The sequence below is a fragment of the Nocardia sp. Root136 genome (assembly GCF_001427185.1).
In the GTDB taxonomy this organism is placed as follows: Bacteria; Actinomycetota; Actinomycetes; order Mycobacteriales; family Mycobacteriaceae; genus Nocardia; species Nocardia salmonicida.
The window spans coordinates 62,254-83,447 of the sequence record NZ_LMFE01000001.1 but is presented as its reverse complement, the minus strand read 5'-3'; the positions used below and the strand labels follow the sequence as shown (position 1 = coordinate 83,447).

Genomic DNA, 21,194 nt, shown 5'->3' with positions numbered 1-21,194 from the left:
TCATCCCGCACCGACCAACTGCCCGAGGCTGCCTTGACTCCGACATTTCGATGAGGATGTCGATGCGGGTGCCGCGACCGCGGCACCTGTTCGGGCGGTACTTGATGCCGGCGGCAGATCCGAAACGATTCCTCTGGGCATTCGGATTGCTGGCGCCGGTGTGCGCGCTGCTGCCCTCACAGTTGGTGATGCGTACCGGTTTGTCGATCTTCTGGTGGATCGAACCGATTATCGTGCTGTTCGTGATTCCGGTGCTGGATCGACTTGTCGGTGAAGACGGCCACAATCCCAGCGACGAGGATTACGAAGAACTCGGTGCCCACCGCTTCTACCGGTGGTGTACCTACCTGTTCCTCCCGATTCAGGTCGCTGCCCTGGCGATCGCCTGCCACCTGTGGGCAGGTCCGGAACTTCGATTCGTCGACAAGCTGGGGCTGGCCGTGACCGTCGGGTTCTTGGCGGGTATCGGTATCAACGCCGCACACGAACTCGGTCACCGGGTCGAGCGGCTCGAGCGGTGGCTGGGCAAAGCGGCGCTGGCGCAATCGGGGTACGGGCATTTCTACGTCGAACACAATCGGGGCCATCATGCTCGGGTCGCCACGCCGCAGGACCCGGCCAGCGCGCGGTTGGGAGAGTCGTTGTGGGAATTCCTGCCCCGTAGCGTGATCGGGGGGTTTCGGTCAGCGCTCGAACTGGAGCAGGAACGGCTGCGACGCCAGCAACGCTCGTGGTGGAGCCCGCGCAACAATATTCTGCAGTCGTGGACGATGACGTTGGTGCTGTTCGGCGGGCTCGTCGCGACGTTCGGGCCGAGTGTCTTGCCGTATCTCGCCATTCAGGCGGTGATGGGCGTTTGGCTGCTCGAGACGGTGAACTACGTCGAGCACTACGGCCTACTCCGACGTCGATTGCCGAACGGTCGGTGGGCGCGCTGCTCGCCGGCCGACAGCTGGAACTCCGACCGTCTTGTCACCAATATCTTCCTGTTTCACCTGCAGCGGCACAGCGATCATCACGCCAATCCCGGGCGTCGATATCAGACCCTGCGCACCGCGCCCGAGGCCCCGCAGCTGCCCGCGGGCTATGCCACCATGATCGTTATGGCGTCGGTGCCTGCACTGTGGCGGCGCACCATGGATCACCGGGTCCTGGCGCATTACGACGGCGACCTCACCCGTGCCAATACGATGCCCGGCCGCACTACGCGTGCGAGGCGCGGGTCGAAGTGATCGCGAGGAAGGCTGTCGCCGCGCGGTGCGGGATTAACTACAGACTGGTGGGCTCGCCGAACACCGCTCCGCTGTCGTCGACTTCGGGTGTTCTGGCCTGCACGTAGGTGTATTGGCGGATGGTGGCCGGGCCTACGCAGTTGTCGACTTTGATGTGGAAGTCGCGGGCCACGATCTGGACGGTCTTGCCCGGGATGAGCGGCTTGCCCTCACCGATATCGATGTTGGTGATGTCGCCGGGCTGCAGTGCCAATTCCAGGAACAGACCCGGGTCCACCGCGATGGAAGGAATGATGCCGTTGAACTCCTGAACCTGCGCCGATTCGACCTCCTGTGATTGTCCGGACTCCTGGGTCTCGATCTCCACCGACTCGCCGGTACTCGACCGCTCGACAGACCGTGACTGCGCCTGCTCTGTCGCCTGCCGCTGCGCCTGCTCCGTCGCGTAGTTCTGCTGCGGCCCCTCGAGCCCGAATTCCGTGGTGGGATCGACGCCAGGAACCACGGCATCGAGCCTGGCCGCACAGCCGACCGAGTATCCGGTCTTGAGCACGCCCTCGGCCTGCCCGTCGAGCCGTCCGTAGGCGACAGTGGAGACCAACGCTTCACGGCTGATGGGGGAGTTGTTCAACGGCGCGATTCGATAGATGACCTCGTCGTGTGTGCCGACAGTGAAACTGCCTATGGCCGACTCGAAAGTCTTCTCGTGCGGTGGCAGATTGACGCTATCGGCATGTGCGGTCGGCTGCGACAAAATGGCCAGCGCTGAGGCGGCACAGCTCACTCTCCGGATGATTCGCAACATGACCCCGGACACTAGTGACACCGACGGCCGTTTCCCCTCGTCACGCGGGCGCGTGTCCCGACCGATGCAGCTTCTTGTTCCCTTGTTCATCCGGCACCCGTACCGGTTCGGTCGATCGACGTCGTGGTCGCTGTCAGAAGCCGCCCACGGGCGGTGGTCCGGACAGCAGGTTCCGGACTAGCTGTCCGGTCCGGCCTCGTGCCCAGGACGACCATGGGAGCGGCGGGCTTCTTTCATCTCGGCCTCGTACAGGTGGGTGCGGCCGTCGACGAGTTCGTCGCGGATCTCGCGCTCTATCTGCCGGAACCGCGCGTAGTAGCCCTCGTCGTATTCCTCCACGATCTGGAAAGTCCACCGGCCGGGCAGCACGTTGCGGCCGACGAGCTCGGCGGCCAGCTTCTCGGCGAGCCGATGGTGGCCGGCCTCGCGCAGCATGTCCACCGCCTCACCGAGAGCGAGATCGGCACCGCCGGTGAGTTGGTGGAAGCTGTAGAGGTGCCCGCGAGCCCGTTCGGTCGTCTCCAACGCCTCCGACAGCTTGCCGACCGCTGCCACTGTCGAGGAGTTGACCCCGACGGGTCGCCGATGCCTCTGTGCAGGCTGATCGTTGTCAGTCATACCCCGAGGCTATCGCCGATTCTCCGATGTGGGCGCAGGGTCGCGGTGACGGCGCTGTACATGGTGGTTTTGATGGCGGCCAGCGTTGCCGGATTCTTGCCGAGGACGGGGGTGATCCGGTCGACGGCGGTGGTGAGGACCTCGGTTTCGGGGGCGGTGGCGTCGACGAGACCGACGGCCAACGCTTCCGGTCCGCGGAAACGGTGCCCGGTGGTCATGGCGGTCACCGCGGCTTGGGAGCTGAGCTTGGCCTGGATGAGGTCGGCCATGCCGGGGGTGAAGGGAATGTTGATGTCGACCTCGGGGAAGCAGCAGTAGTCGCGGTCGTCCCGCATCACACGATAGTCGTGGGCCAGGGCCGGCATCGCGCCCGCACCGAAGGTATGGCCGTTGACCGCGGCGATGGTGGGCAGCGGAAAAGTCAGGATGCGGGCGAACAGTTCCTGGACGCGCCCGACGTACCAGTCGGCGCGATGGCCGTTGGCCATGAGCCAGTCCAGATCCAGGCGCGGTCGAACACGCGGCGCGACAGATTTACGAACAGCTCGGACAGGGTCTGATCGAGTCGGCGGAGCTCCTCGGCGAGGTCGTCAGGGATCTCGCTGGAACCGGGGAGTTCCCGGCGATGCACGGTCAGCAGGAAACGTCCTGAGACCGGTTGCCGCACAAGGAATTCGGCGGGGGTATCGGCGGTGGCGGCAGACCCCAGTAGTGCCGCCTCGGACCTGCGTGGCCACGGTCGTGTCGTGGCCGGGGAATTGGGTAGAATCCAAATATCCGCGATCGGTCCCGTGGAATGTTACAAAGCGCCGAATCGCTTGTGCGGCAACATAATTGACGACGTAGAGTCGTCGACACAGCGAAGTCGTTCTCTTCAGATGACCGATCGCCGGACAATGGCGTTTTCGTGAACGGTCTGTGCAGGTTTTCCCGGCCGTACCCACATTGTCCCCGTCGTGTCGACGTGACCATCCATGGATCGTGACGTCCGAACTCACTGTTCCAGCGCAAGATCAGCGCACCGTATGCCTCCGTGCCGCGACGCTACGGATCTGTCCGCAGGTTCCTGGCGTGAGGTTCGAGGCCTCAGATCAGGGGGAGGTCAACTGACCCGTCTCGATCCTGTCAGCCCCAGTGAACCATCCGGGGATCTCACCGCCATGTGGCCGCACCAAAGGAATTCAGCGTTATGGACAATCCCGCGCTACCCGAAGTCCGCCGTAACGATGCTCGTTCGACGGGGAACCCGCAGCACCAGGGCGAACCCGTCGCGCTGATGTTCAGACATCCGAGTGCGACTGAGCCGATCGCCGAATACCAGGGCTCCGCGACGCGCGAACTGCTCACGCTGGTCAACGCGCGACTGTACGAAATCCTCATCAGCGGTGGTGAATTCGACGATATCTGCAGGCACATCCTCGCCACTCCCGGAAAGCGGGTTCGGGCACGTCTGGTTCTCGCGAGTGCGGGTCTGCTCGTGACCGACGCGTCCGAACCCAGTCGCGCCGCCCTCGATCTGGCCTGCGCGATGGACATGCTGCACGAGTCCTCGCTGGTGCACGACGATATCTGTGACGGTTCGCTGCTGCGCCGCGGCGCGACCTCGGTGCCCGCCGCGTTCGGTGTGCGCATCGCCGCCAGAGCAGGATTCCACATAGCAGGTGCTGCGGTGCAACTGATCGCGCAGGTGCTTGCCGACAACCCGAGAGCGTTCGCTTGTCTGGGTGAATTGCCCGGCGTGACGTATTCCGACGGGCTGTCGGAGCTGTCATTCGGCCAGCTCATCGAGATGCTGCCGCCCGCGGTCGAGGCGACCGCGCTGCGCCGGCATTACCGACTCGTCGCCGGCGCCAAGACCGGCACCTTGTTCCGATTGTCCTGCTCCTACGGCGGCACCGCGGGCGGCGCCGATCACGATCGCCTGCGAGCGTTGATGACATACGCCGATGAGCTCGCACTCGCGTTCCAGATCATGGACGACGTCCGCGATATCGAGGGCGGTCCCGAACTGGGCAAGGACGCAGGTGGTGACCTGGAACGACGGGTTCCGACCTGGCCGGTGATCGAATGGCTCGAGATGCGCGCCGGAGCGCGGGAGATGTGGCTGTCCGCGGACACCTCGAGCGCGACCCTGCAAGCCGATCTGATCGACAGCGGGGCCACCGGAGCCGCGCGCGCGGTTGCCCTCGACGCCACGCAGAAGGCGAGCGCCGCGCTCGATATCTTCCCGTCATCGTCTGCTCGCGACGACCTCCATGCACTGCTACAGGAAGTGATCACCCGATGAGACAGACCAGAATCGGATCACTCGCCCATGGATTTCGACACCTGCGCCGCGCACCGGATATGGCCGCGCTACGGGCCGCCGCCTCGCCGGAGGAGCTGGCCCGGCTGGCGCTGATCCCCGCCGGTCGCAACCTGGGTATCTCGGTGAGCTTCCTGCCCACGCATCTGCAGGCAGAGGCCACCGCCGCCCTGCTGGCTTGCCGAGTTCTCGACGCCTTCGAGGATCTCAGTGACCGCACGATCGCGAGCTGTGCCGTGCTGGACGCTGCGGACTATCTCAACGGCAACACAGATACGAAGCCTCCCGCACTGCCATCGGTCAGCGCGGAAGCCCGCGACAGCGAAGCAGTCGACCGGCTTCTGGCCGAGCGCATCGGCGACATCAGGGCTCTGCTCACAGCGCTGTCACCGGCCGGGCGCACGCGTGTCGGCGCGGTGGTCATCGATGTCGCACGGGTGATGGCCCGCAACATCGACTCGCCGCTGCCGCGGGTCGCCTACAGCGAAGGTGTGCTCGGCCGGGTCACCTATTACGCGTGTGAACTCGTCACCGAACCCGTTGTGCCCGAGGCGGATCTGCGCGAACTGGCCGGCTGTCTGGCCATCATCGCCCAGTCCGCCAACGACCTGCGCGACAACGAGTTGGAGATCTACGGCGTCGCCGACCGTGGGGAACTGAAGCGGAAGGTGATGCTCCAGCTCCTGGTGCCGGCGCTGGGCGGCTTCGCCCTGCTGGCCAGGCTCGGTCCCGCCACGCCGAGTTTCGGTGCGCGGGCGGCTATGGCGCACATGACCATCACCACGACCGCCTTTTTGTGCGGTGCCGTCGACGCGCCCCCGCCCTTCCGCCGCAAGGTCGGCGCCGCGCTCCTCGCGGCGGCCTCGTCGAAGTACTGGACCAGGATGCTGGATCGGGTGCGGCGAAGTGTCGACGTGGCAGTCCACCGAATGCTGGACGACTCACCGGAATTCGGCGACGGGACGAACACGGCGACCGAGGCGCTCGTGGTCGGCGACCCGCTGTCGATGCCGACCTCGCTGGTACCGCTGATCGTCGACACCACCTTCGCCATGGTGCAGACCCTGCCCGAAGGCGCGCTGACCGGCGAGCTCACCGACGCCGAGGTTCGCACCATGTTGATCGCCGACCACCTGGCTTTCAGCGCGATGGAACGCGTGCCACCACACGACCCCGACGCACTGCAAGCCCTCGCCACACAACTCCAACTCGGCGCCCTCGACACCGGCGGGGGCGATCGGTAGACCAGCGTTCAACGCACTATCTCTCGGACGAACCGCTCGCCGATCCACTACCCAGAATGCACAGCGGATTCGCCACCATGGCCGCCTGTGCCGAACCGGACGACGAACCGGTGATCCCGGCCTCGACCGGTGGCGTATTCGGCACCGGTGCTGACGGGTTGCCCGAGCCGCCCGTCAGCATCGACGCGCCGTCGAGATTCGCGGGAGCCGAGACATCGAGCAGATCCAGAACGGTCGGTGTGATGTCGGCGAGGGTGTATCCGTTGTTCTGCGTTCCCGCCGCGAACCCCGCTCCCCGCGCGATCACGAAACTGGCTGTCTCGTAGGCACTCTGCCCGCCATGCCCCCCGTCCGGCTTGTGTCCGTGGTCGGTGGTCACCAGGATCGTCCACCGCTCGTTCGAATGTGAGGCCGCTCGGGCGTCCACCGCGGCGGTGATCTGCCCGACCAGGCCGTCGACTCGGCCGATGGCATCGCGATAGGCCTGCGGCCAGACTCCGCGCAGCGTGTGACCCACGATGTCCACCTGATCGAGGTGTGTGAACAGCAGATCGGTCGCCTCCTCGGTGATGGCCGAGACCACCTCCGCGGTGGCCTGGGAATCGGCGGTGGTCTCACAGACGCCCGCACCGGTGGGATCTATCTGGGTGACGGCCACCCGGTCGGCCTGCGGGCTGCCGGTGCGCGCGATCATGCCGATCTTGTCCCAGGTCCCGATGGAAGCCGTCGACAACGCCGGGCGCTCCCGCTCCACCTGGGTGAAAACGGTCGGATACTGTGCGAAAGGTCCTGCGTTGCAAGTGGATCCGTTGTCCTGGATCCCGTGCTTGGTATCCCACACGCCGGTCAGCGCCGTTGCCCACGAGACGCACGACATGGTGGTGTGCGGGGCGATGGAGGTGCGTGCCAGGGTGCCCTCCGCGGCCAGGCGGTCGAGGTTGGGGGCATCGGCCGCCGACACCTCACTCCACAGTGTGCCGTCGATGCCGATGACCACGACCTTGTTCACGACCGGAGCCGCGGGGGCAGGCGCTGCCGCGGCGAAGGGGACAGCGGCCAGGGCGGCGGCAGCGAGTATGCGGTGAGTACGAGACATGCGCGGCACCGTAGTTGCCGAGCGACGGCGGCACCCAGCAAATTGGACAATTGACCGATACGGTCCCGCCCACTGGGAAATCCTCGTCGTGGCGCGCCCTTGGCGTGCGGTGAATTTCCGAGCCATTGCCGTGTGAGGTCCGGTTGATTGCCATGGGCTATCGCTCCCTGTCGACGCAGGAAACGGCCGTAGGGTCGTCGAATATGAGCATTCGTCTCGGATACCAGATGCCTTACTTCGGCTACGCCGCCTCACCGCGCGAACTGTTCCCGCAGGTCATCGCGCAGGCGCAGGAGGCGGAGGCGGCCGGATTCGATGCCGTGCTGTTCATGGACCACTTCTATCAGGTCTATGGGCAGCCCGATGACTGGATGCTGGAGGCCTACACCGCCCTGGCCGGGTTGGCCACCGTCACCGAGCGAATCCAGCTGGCCACCCTGATGACCTGCAACACCTACCGCAATCCGGCGCTGCTGGCCAAGATCGTCACGACGCTCGATGTGATCAGCGGCGGCCGCGCGGCCCTCGGCATCGGCGCGGGCTGGTTCGAGCAGGAGCACCTCGGCTACGGCTTCGAATACGGCAGTTTCACCGAGCGGTTCCAGCGGCTGGACGAGGCCCTGCAGATCATCTCGCCGATGCTGCGCGGGCAGCGGCCGACCTTCCAGGGCAAGTGGTACCGCGCCGAGAACGCGATCAACGAGCCGCACGTGCGTGACGACCTACCGATCCTGCTCGGTGGCGGCGGTGAGAAGAAGACCTTCGGCCTGGCCGCGCGGTACGCCGACCACCTGAACCTCCTCTGCCACACCACCGACCTACCGCGGAAATTGGCCACATTGCGACAGCGCTGCGAGGAAGCCGGGCGCGACCCGCAGACCCTGGAGACCAGCTTCCGCGCGGTCGTCGTCGTCGACGAGAACGGCGACCGCGCGCGCAAGCTGGCGCAGGAGTTCATGCAGCGCGATGTCGTGGTGGTGATCTCGGAAGACAGCGTGTTCGCCGGCACCCCCGACGATGTGGCGGAGCAGGTCCAGCGCCGCATCCTCGATCACGGGGTCGACGGCATCATCGTGAATATGGTCGCCAACGGTCACGAGCCGGGCATCCTCGAACTGGCAGGCAAATCCCTGAGCCCACTGGTGCACGGCTGAGTCGCGGCTGTTCCGTCTGGCAGGCGGGGCGTGGCGCGGATTGATGCCCCGCCGAGGAGGTCGCCGTGCTTATCGAGTCGACCTGGTGCGGCGAACGTCTCGGCTCGGAAAGAGGCTGTCCCACAGTCTTGTCGGGGTGCGTTCGGGATCCATCAGCTCGTTTTCCGCCAGGACGCTGTCCTCGTCCGCGACGGTATCGGGGTCGAATCGGACCAGGGTGCGGCCTTCGCCGCGCAGCGCTTCGACGGTGCGCACGAGCGAGGATGTTTCGGCGAGGGTGGCGTCGAATTTCGCGGGGTCGGCGTCGAGGTGTTCGCAGAGCAGGCGGCGGCGGATGCCGAGGATGGTGTCACGGAGGACTTCGCCGTCGGCGGTTGTCGGGGTGACCTCGACGGCGAGGTCGCATTCGGTGTCGAAGCCCATCGATCGATTGTTGAGGTTCGATGATCCGACCCGCAGCAGGCGGTCGTCCATCACCAGCACCTTGGCGTGGACATAGATGGGCGCACCGGCGGCGGTGACCGGGTAGTAGACGCCGAGCCGGTGGTGGATGTCGGCTTTCCACAGCAGATGCAGGAGGCGTCGCCGGGCGCCGTCCATGGCCGCTTGCTCGAGCCAACCGTCGGCGTTGCGGGGGAGTACCAGCACGATCTCCGGGCCGTTCGGTTCGCGCAGGCGCGCGGCGATCGCCTCCGCGAGGGTGCGCGACGCCAGGTACTGGCTCTCGATGTACAGCGCGCGGGTGGCGCCCGCGATCGCCGCGCGATACAGCGCCTCGATCTCACGGACCTCGGTGCGGTCGGCGAGTTCGGGGAGAGTTCGGGCGATTCCCACGTCGACGGAGCGCATCGTCGGCTGCAGGTCTTCCGGCCACGGCGTGTCCCCGGCGATCTCGTCGACCGGGCTCAGGTCTTGTCCCGTGGCCGATTTCCATCGGGCGGCGGCCAGTTCGCCGATCGCCTTCGCCGCGGCGCCGTCCACGGCGGTGGTCGCATCGTGCCAAGGGCCGTAGCGGTCGTCGTTCGGCGCGGTGCGGTAGGTGTTGTCGTCGCGGTGGTCGCTGGTGTCCCAGCGGTCGACGGTCATGTCGATGCCGCCGCAGAACGCGAGTTGGTCATCGATCACGATGATCTTCTGATGGTGCGCCGCGCCGACGGGGTGCGCTCCGTCGATTTCGAAGTGCAGGCGTCGGTCGGTCATCCAATTGACGACGAAGATCGGTGTCATCCCCCGGCCGATCGCGGCGAACGCACCGACATTCCATTTCAGCAGGTAGATCTCGAGATCCGGACGTTGCTTCGGCAGCCAGGACAGGAATTTGCCGAGTCGATCGGGCCCTTCGAGGGTCTTGCCCTGCGGTTCGAACTTGATTCGGGTGTCGAAGTCCCAGCCGATCAGCACGATGCGTTTGCGCGCCCGCAGCATCGCGGCCTTGGCGTAGCGGAAGTAGTCCGCCGCGTCGATGATGCAGGCCAGGCGATCTGCCTGGGCGATCTGCCAGCAGGTTTCGCCGGGAGTGAGGATTTGTCGCTCGTCGCTCATGTGTCGTCAGTCCCGTCGTTCGGCACCCGTCCCCGCAGGTGAACGATTCACAATACTGGGTGGGCCGCCGACCGCTCGGGGCCGCTACCCGCCGCTCCGGGCGACGACACGTCGCCGTTGCTGCGTGCCTGCCTGATGTCGGGGCCGAACCGTGTGAATCTTGGGTGTTGTACCCAGGCGTGATCAATCTCAGACCCAGTATTCGATGCATAAACGATGCAAAATGCGGGAGTTGATGCCACAATGGGAGATGTGGATGCAGAGCGAACAGCTATCGCGATCCAGCACTGCCGAGCGTCGCCGAGCGAGGACGGTTCCGCGCAGTTCGCAGGGTGGCTCGACCGTACGCAGGGCTCGGTACGCGATCACGTCGATGAGTTCGTCCGGGCGCGTTGCGCGGCGGAACTGGACCCAGAAGGGTTCTCGCTCCCCGGTCGGCTGATGATCGATTTCGCGTCGGGCGGCAAGTGCGTACGGTCGGTGTTCGTCTATCTCGGCTGGCTGTGTGGTGGTCTCGGTGAGTCCGAACCCGCGCTGCGCGCGGCCGCCAGCGCGGAGCTCCTGCACGCGTTCGCGCTCGTGCAGGACGACGTGATGGACGAGTCCCAGGTCAGGCGGGGGCGGAAGTCGGCACATCTGCGGCTCGCCGCGTGGCATACCGATCAGGGGTTGTCCGGATCGTCGGCCCGATTCGGTGAGTCGGCGGCGATCCTGCTCGCCGACCTGTACCTGGTGTGGGCCGAGCGCATGCTGCGTGAAAGTGGCGTCGGTGCCGCCGCGTTGGATCGCGCATGGCCACGTTATGACTCGATGCGCAGCGAACTGGCGGTCGGCCAGCTCGCGGATTTGTCCAACGACGCGAACCGCGTTCCGACCTTGGACGCGGTGATGGACATCGCGCGCCGCAAGTCCGGCAACTACACCGTGCGCCGACCCCTCGAGCTGGGTGCGGCAATGGCCGACTGCGACGCGACGGTGATGCGCCTTCTCGGTGAATACGGCGAAGTGATCGGGGAGGCATTCCAGATTCGCGATGACCTGCTCGGCATCTTCGGCGACCCCGCGACAACCGGCAAACCGACCGGCGACGACGTCCGAGAACGGAAGGCGACCACCGTGATCGCGCTGGCTGATCAGCTGGCCGAGCCGTCGGACCGTGCCCGGCTACGAGATCTCTGGACGAAGAAGGTCATCGATGAGCGCGACGTGGCGCTCGCACAGGCGGTGGTCACCGACAGTGGCGCGGCACAGTGCGCTGAACAGATGATCGGCGACCGCGTCGACCATGCGCGTCGGCTGCTCGACGTCGCCGATCTCGAACCGTCGGTGGCTGATGCTCTGCACCGAATGGCGCTGCTGTGCACCCACCGCACGCACTGACCGTCGTCACCACCGACTGAAAGGGAACGATGCGAACGATCTCGGGAAGAACCGATGAGGTGATCGTCGTCGGCGCCGGTCTGGCGGGTCTGGCCGCGGCGTTGCACCTGGCCGGACGCGGTCGCACCGTCACGGTGGTGGAGCGTGAGATGTTCGCCGGTGGTCGAGCGGGACGCCGCGATGTCGATGGGTATCTGCTCGACACCGGGCCGTCGGTGCTCACCATGCCCGATATCGTCGCCGACACCCTTGCCGCGGTGGGAGAGGATCTCGACTTCCGGTTGGACCTGTTGCCGGTCGTTCCCGCTTACCGCGCGCACTTCGCCGACGGCAGCGGGCTGGATGTTCACAGCGACGCATCGGCGATGGAAGAGTCGGTTCTGGCATTCGCCGGCCCCAGGGAAGTCGACGGGTATCGCCGAATGCGCGCGTGGATGAGCGAGCTGTACCGCGTCGAATTCGATCGGTTCATCGCCGCGAACGCCGATTCCCCCCTCTCGTTGCTGACACCCGCGCTCGCGCGGCTGATCGCATTGGGCGGATTCCGACGCCTCGACAGGGCGATCGGATCTTTTCTGACCGACGAACGACTGCGCCGAGTGTTCACCTTCCAATCGCTCTACGCGGGGGTGTCGCCACAACGAGCGTTGGCGCTGTATGCGGTGATCTCCTACATGGACACGGTGGGTGGGGTCTACTTCCCGCGCGGAGGAATGCGCGCGCTACCGGAGGCCCTGGCCGCCGCCGCTGTCGATGCCGGTGTGACGTTCTGTTACGGCGAGACAGTTCACGACCTGGAACGGCGCGGTTCCCGGATCACCTCGGTGCTCACCGACCGCGGTCGTCGAATCCCTTGCGATGCCGTTGTTTTGGCGACTGAACTGCCCACCGCCTACGAGTTGCTCGATCGCGCACCGCGCCGTCCGATCCGCTGGCGCCCGGCACCCTCTGCGGTCGTCATGCATATCGGAATGCCCGCCACGGTGCCGACAGCACACCACAACCTCGTCTTCGGCGAAGCGTGGAAGCAAACCTTCGACGAACTGATCGGTGCGGGGGAGTTGATGTCCGACCCGTCGCTGCTGGTGACCCGGCCCACCGCGACCGACCCCGCCCTCGCTCCGCACGGGCGCGATCTGTTCACCGTTCTCGCTCCGGTACCCAACCTCTACCGCAGCAAGGAATTGGATTGGGATCGCCGCGCCACCGCCTACAGCGAGGAGCTCGCGGCGATCGTCGAGGACCGTGTGGTCCCGGGCTTCGTCGAAAACGCCGAGATCATGCACGTGGATACTCCCGCCGATTGGGAACGGCAGGGCCTGCTGGCCGGCACTCCGTTCTCACTCGCGCATACCTTCGCCCAGACCGGCCCCTTTCGTCCCGCGAACATGCCACGCGGCACGGCCAATGCGGTGCTGGCCGGCTGCGGCACCGTGCCCGGCGTCGGCGTGCCGACGGCCCTGTTGTCGGGCCGTCTCGCCGCCGACCGCGTCACCGGCACGGTGTCGACCTCGCGGACCTCGACTGCGACCAGGAGTGATCGACGATGATGCACACCGAACTCGACGCCGCCGGCATCCGCGCTGCGGGGCTGCGGGAGTCCTATCAGCGATGCCGGGACCTCAACGCGCGCCATGGACGCACGTTCTTCCTCGCCACTCGGCTGCTCGCGCCCGCCCAACGGCCCGCGATCCACGCGCTCTACGGCTTTGCCCGGTGGGCCGACGACATCGTCGACGAACCCCCGGCCGACGCCGCCGCCGGCTCTGCGGCGGCACGACTGGACGCGGTGGCGAAGGACCTGCACGACAGTCTTTCCGGGACCCCCGGAGACGACCCGATCCTTGCCGCGCTTGCCGATACCGCCGCCAGATACCAGATCGACCACGCCTTGTTCGACGATTTCCTCGACTCGATGCGCATGGATCTGACGGTGACCGACTACCCGGACCGGGCCGCGCTGGATCGCTATATGCACGGTTCGGCAGCGGTGATCGGGCTGCAAGTACTGCCGGTGCTCGGCACCGTGGGCGCACAAGCCGATGCCGCCCCGTACGCGGCGGCGCTGGGAAAAGCGTTCCAGCTCACCAACTTCCTTCGAGACATCGCCGAAGACCTCGACCGTGGCCGGGTGTATCTGCCTGCCGACGAGCTGGCCGCTTTCGATGTGGATCGCGCCCGGTTGCAGTGGTGCCGGACGAATCGCCGCACCGACACCAGGGTGCGATCGGCCCTGTCCGCACAACATGCGATTGCCCGAGACTGGTACCGATACGCCGACGCCGGAATCGAGCTGCTGCACCCGGTGTCGCGACCCTGTGTCGCCACCGCGGCTGTGCTTAACTCGGAAATTCTCGACCGCATCGAGGAAACCGAGTTCGCGGTGTTCACCGCACGCGCCACCGTGGGCAACGCGCGTCGCACCCGGGTCGCCGGTTCGGCGTTGGCTCGCGCGTTGTGGGCGCGGCGAGGCGGGCGCGCACGCGCGCTGACAAAAGCCGAAGGGGCGACGTGATCTCTCGAACTCGGCGAAAAAAGGCGGTGCGGGTCATCCAACTCGGCGGGATCCGGGACTAGTTTGTGCTGTGAGTACCTGATGCCTCGGGATCCCTGAGCAGATGGACCGATGGTTTCGCCGTTTGGACCGCGTGTTGTTGACCGAGAGTTAGGTGACACGATGGAACGCTGGCAATACCTGATCGTCATGGGACTTTGCCTGCTGGTGACCCTGCCGTTGGAGTCTTTCGGTGGCGGGGTCTATCGGCGCCCCGCCCGGCTCGCCCGATGCGTGCTCCCGGTGGCCGCCGTGTTCCTCGTCTGGGACGCGATGGCCATCGCTGCCGACGTCTGGACCTACAGCCCGCGCTATCTGACAGGCTGGACGCTGCCGCTGGCGATACCGGTCGAGGAACTGGTCTTCTTCCTCGTCATTCCGCTGTGCGCACTGCTCACCTACAACGCGGTCGAGACGATTCTCCAGCGGCTGCACCCCACCGAGTCGTCCTCGGCCCCCTCGGAGCGGACCCGGTGACCGGCCTCGGTTATACGCTGCCCGCGCTGGTCGCGGTGGTCCTCGTCTGTGTATGGGAACTCGCGTTCCTCCGGACAGGGCTGTTCCGTCGGCCCGGCTATTGGCTGTCGATGATCATCGTGCTCGGCTTCCAGATCTTGGTCGACGGCTGGCTCACCAAACTCACCGCACCGTTGGTTCTCTACGACGCCGAACACATCACCGGGATCCGGTTCCCGTGGGACATCCCGGTCGAGGACTACCTGTTCGGCTTCGCCATGGTCACCGCGGTCCTGCTGCTGTGGGAACGCGAACGAATCCGGGATCGGAAAGGTGTGCGCTTGTGAACGACTCTCGAATCGGTGTCGACGGGCTATCTCGCGACGAGGTCCCCACTGCCTTCGACGCGGTCGCCGACGATTACGACCGCCTTGTCGCGGTGAATCCCGGCTATCACAAACACCTGCGCACCTCCGCGCGCCGGATGCAACTTCCCGACCGCGGGGCAGGGCTTCGATTGCTCGACGCAGGCTGCGGGACAGGTGCTTCCACCGCCGCGTTGTTGTCGGTCGCCCCGAAAGCGGAGATCGTCGCTGTCGACGGATCGGCACAGATGCTCGCACGAGCGCGTGCCAAGACATGGCCCGATTCCGTCCGGTTCGTGCACAGCCGCATCGAGGATATCGAGGCCGCGGGCATCGTCGGCCCCTTCGACGGCATCTTCGCCGCCTATCTCGTGCGCAATCTCGCAGACCCCGACGCCCAGCTCCGCGCGTTCGCCGCACTGCTACGCCCTGGCGCCCCACTGGGGGTGCACGAATACTCGGTGGCGGAATCGAGGTGGGCCCGCATCGTCTGGAACACGGTGTGCCGCACCATCATCGTGCCCGCCGGATGGATGCTCAGCCGCGACGCCACGCTGTACCGACACCTCCAACGAAGCGTCGTCTCCTTCGACAGCACGTCCCGATTCCGAGAACGGCTGCGCGAGAACGGCTTCACGGCTGTCTGCAGCGAAACCGTCCCAGGCTGGCAGCACGGCATCGTGCACACGTTCCTGGCGACCACCCATCGTTCTCAGTACCTGGATGGAGTCGAGCGCTAGTGGACGCAGCTATCGGCCGCGATCGGCGCATCGTTCACCATGCCGCCGCCCGTCCTGTCGGTCGTGAGCCGGGCACCCGCCCGTACGTGGTTGTGGTCGGCGCGGGCATCGCCGGGCTGACCGCCGCTACCGGGCTCGCCGAACGCGGCATCGAGGTCGAGGTGATCGAAGGCCAGGAATATCTCGGTGGTCGCGTCGGCGGGTGGACCGACGCCCTTCCCGACGGCACCACGATCGCGATGAACCGTGGTTTCCATGCCTTCTTCCGGCAGTACTACAACCTGCGGCAATTGTTGCGCCGTACCGATCCCTTACTGCAGCGCATGACGCGCGTCGACGACTATCCGCTGGTGGATGCCGAAGGCCGACGCGATTCGTTCCGTCGCCTGCCGCTCACACCGCCGTGGAACGCGCTCGCCTTCGCGGCGCGCAGTCGCACGTTTCCGCTGCACGAGTTGTGGCGACTCGATGCCAGGGCCGCGGCTCCGTTGGCGATGGTGTCGGTGCCCGCCATCTACGAGCAGTTGGATCATGTGGACGCGGAAACGTTTCTGCGGAAGATCAAATTTCCCGTCGCCGCACGCCATCTCGCCTTCGAGGTCTTCTCCCGGAGCTTCTTCGCGCCGCCGACGCAGATGTCAGCCGCCGAATTGGCTGCCATGTTCCACATCTACTTCCTCGGATCCAGCGAAGGGCTGCTCTTCGACGTGCCGACGTCGAACTACGACACCGCACTGTGGTCGCCGCTGAGCGAGTACCTCGCAGCGCGCGGAGCGCGGATCCGCACCGGAACGACCGTCACCCGGGTGCAGACGGGCGGAAACCGAACCTTCCGAGTCCACGACGACGTCGGCGGCGTCGTCGATGCCGATGCGGTGGTGCTGGCGACCGACGTCGCCGGGCTGTGTCGGATCGTCGCCGACTCCCCGGATCTCGGCGATTCCGACTGGCGCTCACGGATCCATGCGTTGCGCAGCGCCCCACCGTTTCTCGTCCATCGCCTGTGGCTGGATCGGCCGGTCGCGCAGGAGAGACCGGCGTTTCTCGCCACCGGCGGGATGCCTCCGCTGGACAACATCAGCGTCCTCGACCGCTACGAGGATCAGGCTCGCGACTGGGCCGAGCGGCACAACGGTGCGGTGGTCGAACTGCATGCCTACGCAGTGTCCGAGGTTCGGACACCGGAGTTCGAGCGTGAGATCCGCGGACAGCTTCTCGCTCGACTTCACCACCTCTATCCCGAGACAGCCGAGGCGCGAATCGTCGGTGAACAGGTGTTGTGGCGACAGGATTGCCCCCTGTTCGGAGTAGGCGACCACGCCGCCCGCCCCCCGGTTCGCACGCCGCACGACAAGCTGATGCTGGCCGGGGACGGCATCCGTATCGACCTGCCTGTCGCGTTGATGGAACGTGCCGCCACGACCGGCTGGACCGCGGCGAATGCCCTGCTCACGCAATGGGGCCTGTCCGGGCACGACCTGTACACCGTGCCCACGACCGGACGACACGCGGTGCTGCGCCGTCTCGCCGCGCGCGAAATGTCGAAAGCGGCGATCCAGGAGGAATCTGTATGAGCGACAGGATCTTTCAGCGCTGGCCCACCGGCTGGCCGGTACAACCTGTCGATTCCGAACGGTGGTCTGCCCAGAATCCCACCTACCGCGACGCCGACCCCGCTGTCATCGGCGCAGCACTCGAACGGTCGCAGAACCGTCCCTCCGGGAACTGGTACGTCTTCGGCGCGAGCCGTGACGTTCGAAACGATCGGCCTTTCGGTGCCACAGTCGCCGGCGTAGAGCTCGTGGCCTGGCGCGACCAGCAGCAGCGGCTGCTGGTCGGACCCGGCGCATGTCCGCACCTCGGTGCGCCGCTTGCTCAGGCGAGAGTCGACTGCGGGGCGCTGGTGTGCCGCTGGCACGGCCTACGGCTCAGCGGGGACGATGGACCAGGCTGGGCAGCATTGCCGTGCCACGACGACGGGGTTCTGGTCTGGGTCCGACTCGACCACATCGGCGCCGAACCGCCGTTGGACGCGCCGGTCATCGGTGCTCGTCCGGCCTCGAATCGCGCGATCTCGGCGGTCGCCACCGTGACCGGGGTGTGCGAGCCCGCCGACATCATCGCCAACCGGCTCGATCCCTGGCACGGGTCCTGGTTTCACCCCTACTCGTTCGCCCATCTCGAGGTGCTCGAATCTCCTGCGGCCGAACCCGGCGCCGCCGACTCTGTCGAACGGTTCGTCGTCGCGGTCACCTTCCGGGTCGGCGGTCGGCTCGGCGTCCCCGTACACGCCGAGTTCATCAGCCCGGAACCACGAACGCTGACGATGCGCATCATCGACGGCGAAGGACAGGGCAGTGTCGTCGAAACCCATGCCACTCCGCTGGGCGTCGGACCTGACGGACAGCCGCGCACGGCCGTCATCGAAGCAGTGGTCGCGGACAGCGGCAGGCGTGGCTTCCGCGTAGCCCGACACGCCGGCGCCGCGCTGCGGCCGCTGATGGCACACGCCGCGACCCGATTGTGGCGTGACGATCTCTCCTACGCGGAGCGTCGCTACCAATTGCGCACTCGGCACCGGAGCGGGTGAACACGAAAGTGTGCATCATTTCTGCATCATTTGCACGATCGCGTCCGTTTCGCTCCTAGGATCATTGGAGGTGACAACCGCATGTCGGCGACCACTCGGCAACTCCTGATCAGCTCACGGAATTGCCCTCGCACCAGCCCGTACGAGCCTTGGGTGCATCTTCTCCTCTGGCCGTCGGCAACCTGGACGAAAGTTCGATGACCGTCGGAAATCGTGGTGGCGAACCCCGCCGCCTCGTCGGAAGGAGAAAGCGAGTGAACACGATGAGAAGCAACACGAGAGTAACCGTGGCAGCGGTAGCGGTGTCAGCGATGGCGATGTTCGGTCTGGCAGCGTGTTCGTCAGACGATTCGTCATCGGACTCGACATCGACGTCGATGGCGACAACGTCATCGATGTCGACACAATCGATGGCGCCGACTTCGGGTGCTGCGGCAGGGGCCACCCTGGTGGGTCCGGGCTGTGCGGAGTATGCCGCGCAGGTCCCGACCGGGCCGGGGTCGGTCGAGGGTATGTCCGAAGTACCGGTGACGGTGGCGGCGTCGAACAATCCGCTGCTCACCACCTTGACCGCCGCGGTATCGGGTCAGCTGAATCCGCAGGTCAACTTGGTCGACACGCTCAACGGCGGCGAGTTCACGATCTTCGCTCCGGTGGACGCGGCCTTCGCCAAGGTCGATCCCGCGACCATCGAGAGCTTGAAGACCGATGCACCCACGCTGGAGAAGATCCTTACCTATCACGTGGTGCCGGGCCGGATCGCGCCGGACGCCATCGTGGGTACGCAGACAACGGTGCAGGGTGGCACGGTGACGGTCACCGGCTCCGGTGACAATCTGAAAGTCAACGACGCCGCAGTGCTCTGCGGTGGCATCGATACCGCCAATGCCACGGTCTACCTGATTGATTCGGTTCTGATGCCGCAGTGAGAATCTCGTCGATATCTCGACGAGACACAGTGAAAACCTCTCTAGGAGATTGACATGAAGATTCACCATTACGGGCGAGCAGCCGGAATCGGCTTCGGCGCGGCCATCGCGATCGCGGGTGTGATCGCGATGGCGCCGACTGCCGCCGCAGCGCCGGTCGACTGCCGCGTTCCCGGCGCGGGCATGATCGAGAATTCATCGGACACTTCGGAATGCGCCGCGTCGAGCGTCGGCGGAAGTGCCGCTGCCGCGTTCGGAGTCGATGGATCCGCTGCGGCGTCGGCGGGGCCACAGGCGCTCGCTCTCGCGATCGGCGTAGGTGGCGGCGCGGCAACCTCGCAAGCACAGGGCCTGTCCGGGCCGGCCGCTCTCGCGTTGGGTCCAGGATCGACGGTCGACGCCAGCGGTGTGCGGCCCGGACTGGCGCTCGGGATCGCCGGTGCCGGTGCAAGTGTCACCATCGACGGGAAGACCACGCCGACCTGCGTGGGTGGCCCGGCGCTGGCCGGTGACTTCCAGACATTGCAAGGCTGCGTCTCCCTCGGGTGACTCGTAAACGACCGGGTGGGTAGCCGATACCACCACTCCTCGAGCGTCGAACCTGTTGCGCGCCAGCCTTTGTGGATTCTGTAGGTGTCATCCGGAGCCGCGCGAAACCTCGCGCTGCGCGCGCCCCTAGGGTGCGCGCAGCGCGGGCGGACTCGGACGCTGTCGGTGGTCGCCACACCTGCGCCAATCGCACGCGCACAGTACCGACGTTCAGTTTCCGCGAAGGTGGCGTAGTGAACGAGAAGTGTCGTCGCGAATAGTGCTGGGTGAGTACCCCTGTCGCCATTGCCCGCCGCACGACACGGGTATCGCGGTAACCGATCCTTCCGGCCACGGACTGCGTGGTCGCACCCTAGGTGCCGAGGAGGATATCGGACATCAGGTGCTCAATTCGGGCAGCGCCGCATTCGGGATGGTCGGTTCCCATCAATTGCTCCAAGTCGACGACGAGGGCGAGTGCTGCGTGGACGAGGACTTGGGCGTGCGCGGGCGGTAAGGAAGGCCGGGCGGCGGTGACGAATTGGGCGCAGGCCTCGATGGCGAGTCGTTGACGGTGGTTCATCGTCGCGCCGTCGGCAGCCGGGAGATTGGCGCTCTCGGCGTGGTACACGAAGGACAGTCCGGGCTCGGAGATCGAATCCTGGACATAGCTCTCGATCAGCTGGGTCAGCGCGGCATGTGGGTCGCTGTCGGAAGCAGCGGTCACGGCGGTCGTGATTCGGTCGAGACGACGATGGAATACGGCGGTGAGCAGGTCACCTTTGCTGCGGTAATAGCGGTAGAGCGCCGACGCGGAAGTCAGCCCGGACGCTGTCGCGATGTCCTCGACGCTGACGACGGGGTAACCGCGTGTACGGAACAGTTCGACAGCTCGGAACATCACCAATTCGTGGTGGTGCCTGCGCACCGCAGGAAGGTCGGTGTCGGCGGGCACCATGGTCGGAAGCGTCGTGCCGACAATCGTTTTGCAGGTCGTGGCCAGAATCTCGGCCAGCTCGGGGGCCGGGACGCGGGTGCGGTGGTCGCAGACACTGGTGATCACACTCATCAATGCACTGGTGATGACGGAGCGTTCCGCGTCGGACAGTTCGGGTCGCATCTGCTCGATCCGATCGCGCAAAGCGGCTTCGGTGGTGGCGACCTGATCCAGCAGAACGCGCCGGTCGTCGTCGTCGAGGTAGCGGTGCTGCCATCGCAGCAGCGCACCGCAGCCCCGGTTGGCGAGCGCGGCACCGATCATGGCGTCGACGGTGAAGTCGAACTTGCGCTGAGGATCCCAGTTCCTCGCAACTTCGGGCAGGCGCACCACCCGCACTCCGAGTTCGCTGAGCCGTAGCGTCTCCTGCCGGAACAGGCTGTATTTGCTGGGAAAATGCCGATACACAGCGGCGTGGCTGATATCCAACTCGGCGCCGATTTCGTTCATGCTCACGCCGTGCAGTCCTCGTGCGCCGAATGCTTCGGCGGAGACCCGTGCGATGTGCTCACGACGGTCGGCAGGCCTGCGCCGGACCGGCGCAGGGCTACTCGGCTTCGGTGGGGGACCAGGCGCTGTCTTTGCTGTGTGAACTCTACCAACGGCCATGCCCCGACAGTAGTGGTGGAACACGTTCCGCAGCGGGTTCAACGGCATCT

The 21,194-nt window shown here is 66.0% G+C and carries 19 protein-coding genes and 1 pseudogene; 14 read left to right on the top strand and 6 right to left on the bottom strand.

The genetic code is table 11. From position 1 onward, the window contains the following. Window positions 1-104 precede the first annotated feature (104 nt). Window positions 105-1,232: an alkane 1-monooxygenase gene (locus ASD42_RS00410; RefSeq protein ID WP_235569237.1), complete on the top strand. Its 1,128-nt coding sequence runs from the start codon at window positions 105-107 to the stop codon at window positions 1,230-1,232. Window positions 1,233-1,269: 37 nt separating this feature from the next. Here the strand turns inward: ASD42_RS00410 and ASD42_RS00405 are convergent, their stop codons facing one another. The 3 genes and pseudogenes from ASD42_RS00405 to ASD42_RS00390 form a co-directional block, all read right to left on the bottom strand. After that, window positions 1,270-2,037, bottom strand: a complete 768-nt coding sequence (locus ASD42_RS00405; RefSeq protein ID WP_162256183.1) for an MspA family porin — start codon at window positions 2,035-2,037, stop codon at window positions 1,270-1,272. A gap of 177 nt (window positions 2,038-2,214) precedes the next feature. Further along, a complete protein-coding gene (locus tag ASD42_RS00395) occupies window positions 2,215-2,655 on the bottom strand; it encodes a hypothetical protein (RefSeq protein ID WP_056809023.1) in 441 nt (146 codons plus the stop codon). After that, window positions 2,652-3,161, bottom strand: a pseudogene (locus ASD42_RS00390) (enoyl-CoA hydratase/isomerase family protein); the annotation flags it as partial. The pseudogene ASD42_RS00390 and the gene ASD42_RS00395, both read right to left, overlap by 4 nt. Before the next feature lie 683 nt (window positions 3,162-3,844). Between ASD42_RS00390 and ASD42_RS00385 the strand changes: the two are divergent. Further along, window positions 3,845-4,942 carry a polyprenyl synthetase family protein gene (locus ASD42_RS00385; RefSeq protein ID WP_056809021.1) on the top strand — a complete coding sequence of 366 codons (1,098 nt, stop codon included), beginning with the start codon at window positions 3,845-3,847 and terminating at the stop codon, window positions 4,940-4,942. Then, window positions 4,939-6,204, top strand: coding sequence for a hypothetical protein (locus ASD42_RS00380; protein WP_056809014.1), 1,266 nt, complete (start codon window positions 4,939-4,941; stop codon window positions 6,202-6,204). The genes ASD42_RS00385 and ASD42_RS00380 overlap by 4 nt, the downstream gene beginning before the upstream one ends. Window positions 6,205-6,220: 16 nt before the next feature. Here ASD42_RS00380 and ASD42_RS00375 read toward each other — a convergent pair whose 3' ends face one another. Further along, a complete protein-coding gene (locus tag ASD42_RS00375; RefSeq protein WP_200950361.1) occupies window positions 6,221-7,300 on the bottom strand; it encodes an alkaline phosphatase family protein in 1,080 nt (359 codons plus the stop codon). A gap of 203 nt (window positions 7,301-7,503) precedes the next feature. On the opposite strand from ASD42_RS00375, the gene ASD42_RS00370 reads away from it, so the two are divergent. Continuing rightward, a complete protein-coding gene (locus tag ASD42_RS00370) occupies window positions 7,504-8,454 on the top strand; it encodes an LLM class F420-dependent oxidoreductase (protein ID WP_056809012.1) in 951 nt (316 codons plus the stop codon). Window positions 8,455-8,523: 69 nt separating this feature from the next. Here ASD42_RS00370 and ASD42_RS00365 read toward each other — a convergent pair whose 3' ends face one another. Next, on the bottom strand, window positions 8,524-9,996 hold the full coding sequence (locus ASD42_RS00365; RefSeq protein ID WP_056809009.1) for a phospholipase D-like domain-containing protein: 1,473 nt from the start codon (window positions 9,994-9,996) through the stop codon (window positions 8,524-8,526). A gap of 243 nt (window positions 9,997-10,239) precedes the next feature. Between ASD42_RS00365 and ASD42_RS00360 the strand changes: the two genes are divergently transcribed. The 10 genes from ASD42_RS00360 to ASD42_RS00315 all read left to right on the top strand — a co-directional run bounded on the left by ASD42_RS00360 (window position 10,240) and on the right by ASD42_RS00315 (window position 19,559). After that, window positions 10,240-11,376: a polyprenyl synthetase family protein gene (locus tag ASD42_RS00360; RefSeq protein WP_082843930.1), complete on the top strand. Its 1,137-nt coding sequence runs from the start codon at window positions 10,240-10,242 to the stop codon at window positions 11,374-11,376. A 29-nt stretch (window positions 11,377-11,405) separates the two neighbouring features. Continuing rightward, window positions 11,406-12,926: a phytoene desaturase family protein gene (gene crtI / locus ASD42_RS00355; RefSeq protein WP_056809007.1), complete on the top strand. Its 1,521-nt coding sequence runs from the start codon at window positions 11,406-11,408 to the stop codon at window positions 12,924-12,926. Further along, window positions 12,923-13,891 carry a phytoene/squalene synthase family protein gene (locus tag ASD42_RS00350; protein WP_056809005.1) on the top strand — a complete coding sequence of 323 codons (969 nt, stop codon included), beginning with the start codon at window positions 12,923-12,925 and terminating at the stop codon, window positions 13,889-13,891. The genes crtI and ASD42_RS00350 overlap by 4 nt, the downstream gene beginning before the upstream one ends. A 162-nt stretch (window positions 13,892-14,053) precedes the next feature. Further along, window positions 14,054-14,407 carry a lycopene cyclase domain-containing protein gene (locus tag ASD42_RS00345; RefSeq protein WP_056809004.1) on the top strand — a complete coding sequence of 118 codons (354 nt, stop codon included), beginning with the start codon at window positions 14,054-14,056 and terminating at the stop codon, window positions 14,405-14,407. After that, window positions 14,404-14,733: a lycopene cyclase domain-containing protein gene (locus ASD42_RS00340; RefSeq protein WP_056809002.1), complete on the top strand. Its 330-nt coding sequence runs from the start codon at window positions 14,404-14,406 to the stop codon at window positions 14,731-14,733. Before ASD42_RS00345 ends, ASD42_RS00340 begins: the two co-directional genes overlap by 4 nt. Next, window positions 14,730-15,491 (top strand): class I SAM-dependent methyltransferase, encoded by a 762-nt coding sequence (locus ASD42_RS00335; RefSeq protein WP_235569234.1) that lies wholly within the window; start codon window positions 14,730-14,732, stop codon window positions 15,489-15,491. The genes ASD42_RS00340 and ASD42_RS00335 overlap by 4 nt, the downstream gene beginning before the upstream one ends. Further along, window positions 15,491-17,065, top strand: a complete 1,575-nt coding sequence (locus ASD42_RS00330) for a hydroxysqualene dehydroxylase (protein WP_056809000.1) — start codon at window positions 15,491-15,493, stop codon at window positions 17,063-17,065. Before ASD42_RS00335 ends, ASD42_RS00330 begins: the two co-directional genes overlap by 1 nt. Then, window positions 17,062-18,081, top strand: coding sequence for a Rieske (2Fe-2S) protein (locus tag ASD42_RS00325; protein WP_156677354.1), 1,020 nt, complete (start codon window positions 17,062-17,064; stop codon window positions 18,079-18,081). Before ASD42_RS00330 ends, ASD42_RS00325 begins: the two co-directional genes overlap by 4 nt. 263 nt (window positions 18,082-18,344) lie before the next feature. Then, window positions 18,345-19,010: a fasciclin domain-containing protein gene (locus ASD42_RS00320; RefSeq protein ID WP_056815045.1), complete on the top strand. Its 666-nt coding sequence runs from the start codon at window positions 18,345-18,347 to the stop codon at window positions 19,008-19,010. Between the two features lie 54 nt (window positions 19,011-19,064). Continuing rightward, window positions 19,065-19,559: a DUF6764 family protein gene (locus tag ASD42_RS00315; protein WP_056808997.1), complete on the top strand. Its 495-nt coding sequence runs from the start codon at window positions 19,065-19,067 to the stop codon at window positions 19,557-19,559. 352 nt (window positions 19,560-19,911) lie between these two features. Here the strand turns inward: ASD42_RS00315 and ASD42_RS00310 are convergent, their stop codons facing one another. Beyond that, entirely contained in the window at window positions 19,912-21,144 is a 1,233-nt protein-coding gene (locus ASD42_RS00310; RefSeq protein WP_063893594.1) for a TetR/AcrR family transcriptional regulator, read from the bottom strand. Between the last annotated feature and the right edge of the window lie 50 nt (window positions 21,145-21,194).

What these genes read in the sequence shown, in the direction of transcription:
- ASD42_RS00410 (WP_235569237.1), top strand. Translation starts at nt 105, where the DNA reads ATGCCGGCGGCAGATCCGAAACGATTCCTCTGGGCATTCGGATTGCTG.
- ASD42_RS00405 (WP_162256183.1), bottom strand. Translation starts at nt 2,037, where the DNA reads ATGTTGCGAATCATCCGGAGAGTGAGCTGTGCCGCCTCAGCGCTGGCC.
- ASD42_RS00395 (WP_056809023.1), bottom strand. Translation starts at nt 2,655, where the DNA reads ATGACTGACAACGATCAGCCTGCACAGAGGCATCGGCGACCCGTCGGG.
- ASD42_RS00385 (WP_056809021.1), top strand. Translation starts at nt 3,845, where the DNA reads ATGGACAATCCCGCGCTACCCGAAGTCCGCCGTAACGATGCTCGTTCG.
- ASD42_RS00380 (WP_056809014.1), top strand. Translation starts at nt 4,939, where the DNA reads ATGAGACAGACCAGAATCGGATCACTCGCCCATGGATTTCGACACCTG.
- ASD42_RS00375 (WP_200950361.1), bottom strand. Translation starts at nt 7,300, where the DNA reads ATGTCTCGTACTCACCGCATACTCGCTGCCGCCGCCCTGGCCGCTGTC.
- ASD42_RS00370 (WP_056809012.1), top strand. Translation starts at nt 7,504, where the DNA reads ATGAGCATTCGTCTCGGATACCAGATGCCTTACTTCGGCTACGCCGCC.
- ASD42_RS00365 (WP_056809009.1), bottom strand. Translation starts at nt 9,996, where the DNA reads ATGAGCGACGAGCGACAAATCCTCACTCCCGGCGAAACCTGCTGGCAG.
- ASD42_RS00360 (WP_082843930.1), top strand. Translation starts at nt 10,240, where the DNA reads ATGGGAGATGTGGATGCAGAGCGAACAGCTATCGCGATCCAGCACTGC.
- crtI (WP_056809007.1), top strand. Translation starts at nt 11,406, where the DNA reads ATGCGAACGATCTCGGGAAGAACCGATGAGGTGATCGTCGTCGGCGCC.
- ASD42_RS00350 (WP_056809005.1), top strand. Translation starts at nt 12,923, where the DNA reads ATGATGCACACCGAACTCGACGCCGCCGGCATCCGCGCTGCGGGGCTG.
- ASD42_RS00345 (WP_056809004.1), top strand. Translation starts at nt 14,054, where the DNA reads ATGGAACGCTGGCAATACCTGATCGTCATGGGACTTTGCCTGCTGGTG.
- ASD42_RS00325 (WP_156677354.1), top strand. Translation starts at nt 17,062, where the DNA reads ATGAGCGACAGGATCTTTCAGCGCTGGCCCACCGGCTGGCCGGTACAA.
- ASD42_RS00320 (WP_056815045.1), top strand. Translation starts at nt 18,345, where the DNA reads ATGAGAAGCAACACGAGAGTAACCGTGGCAGCGGTAGCGGTGTCAGCG.
- ASD42_RS00315 (WP_056808997.1), top strand. Translation starts at nt 19,065, where the DNA reads ATGAAGATTCACCATTACGGGCGAGCAGCCGGAATCGGCTTCGGCGCG.
- ASD42_RS00310 (WP_063893594.1), bottom strand. Translation starts at nt 21,144, where the DNA reads ATGGCCGTTGGTAGAGTTCACACAGCAAAGACAGCGCCTGGTCCCCCA.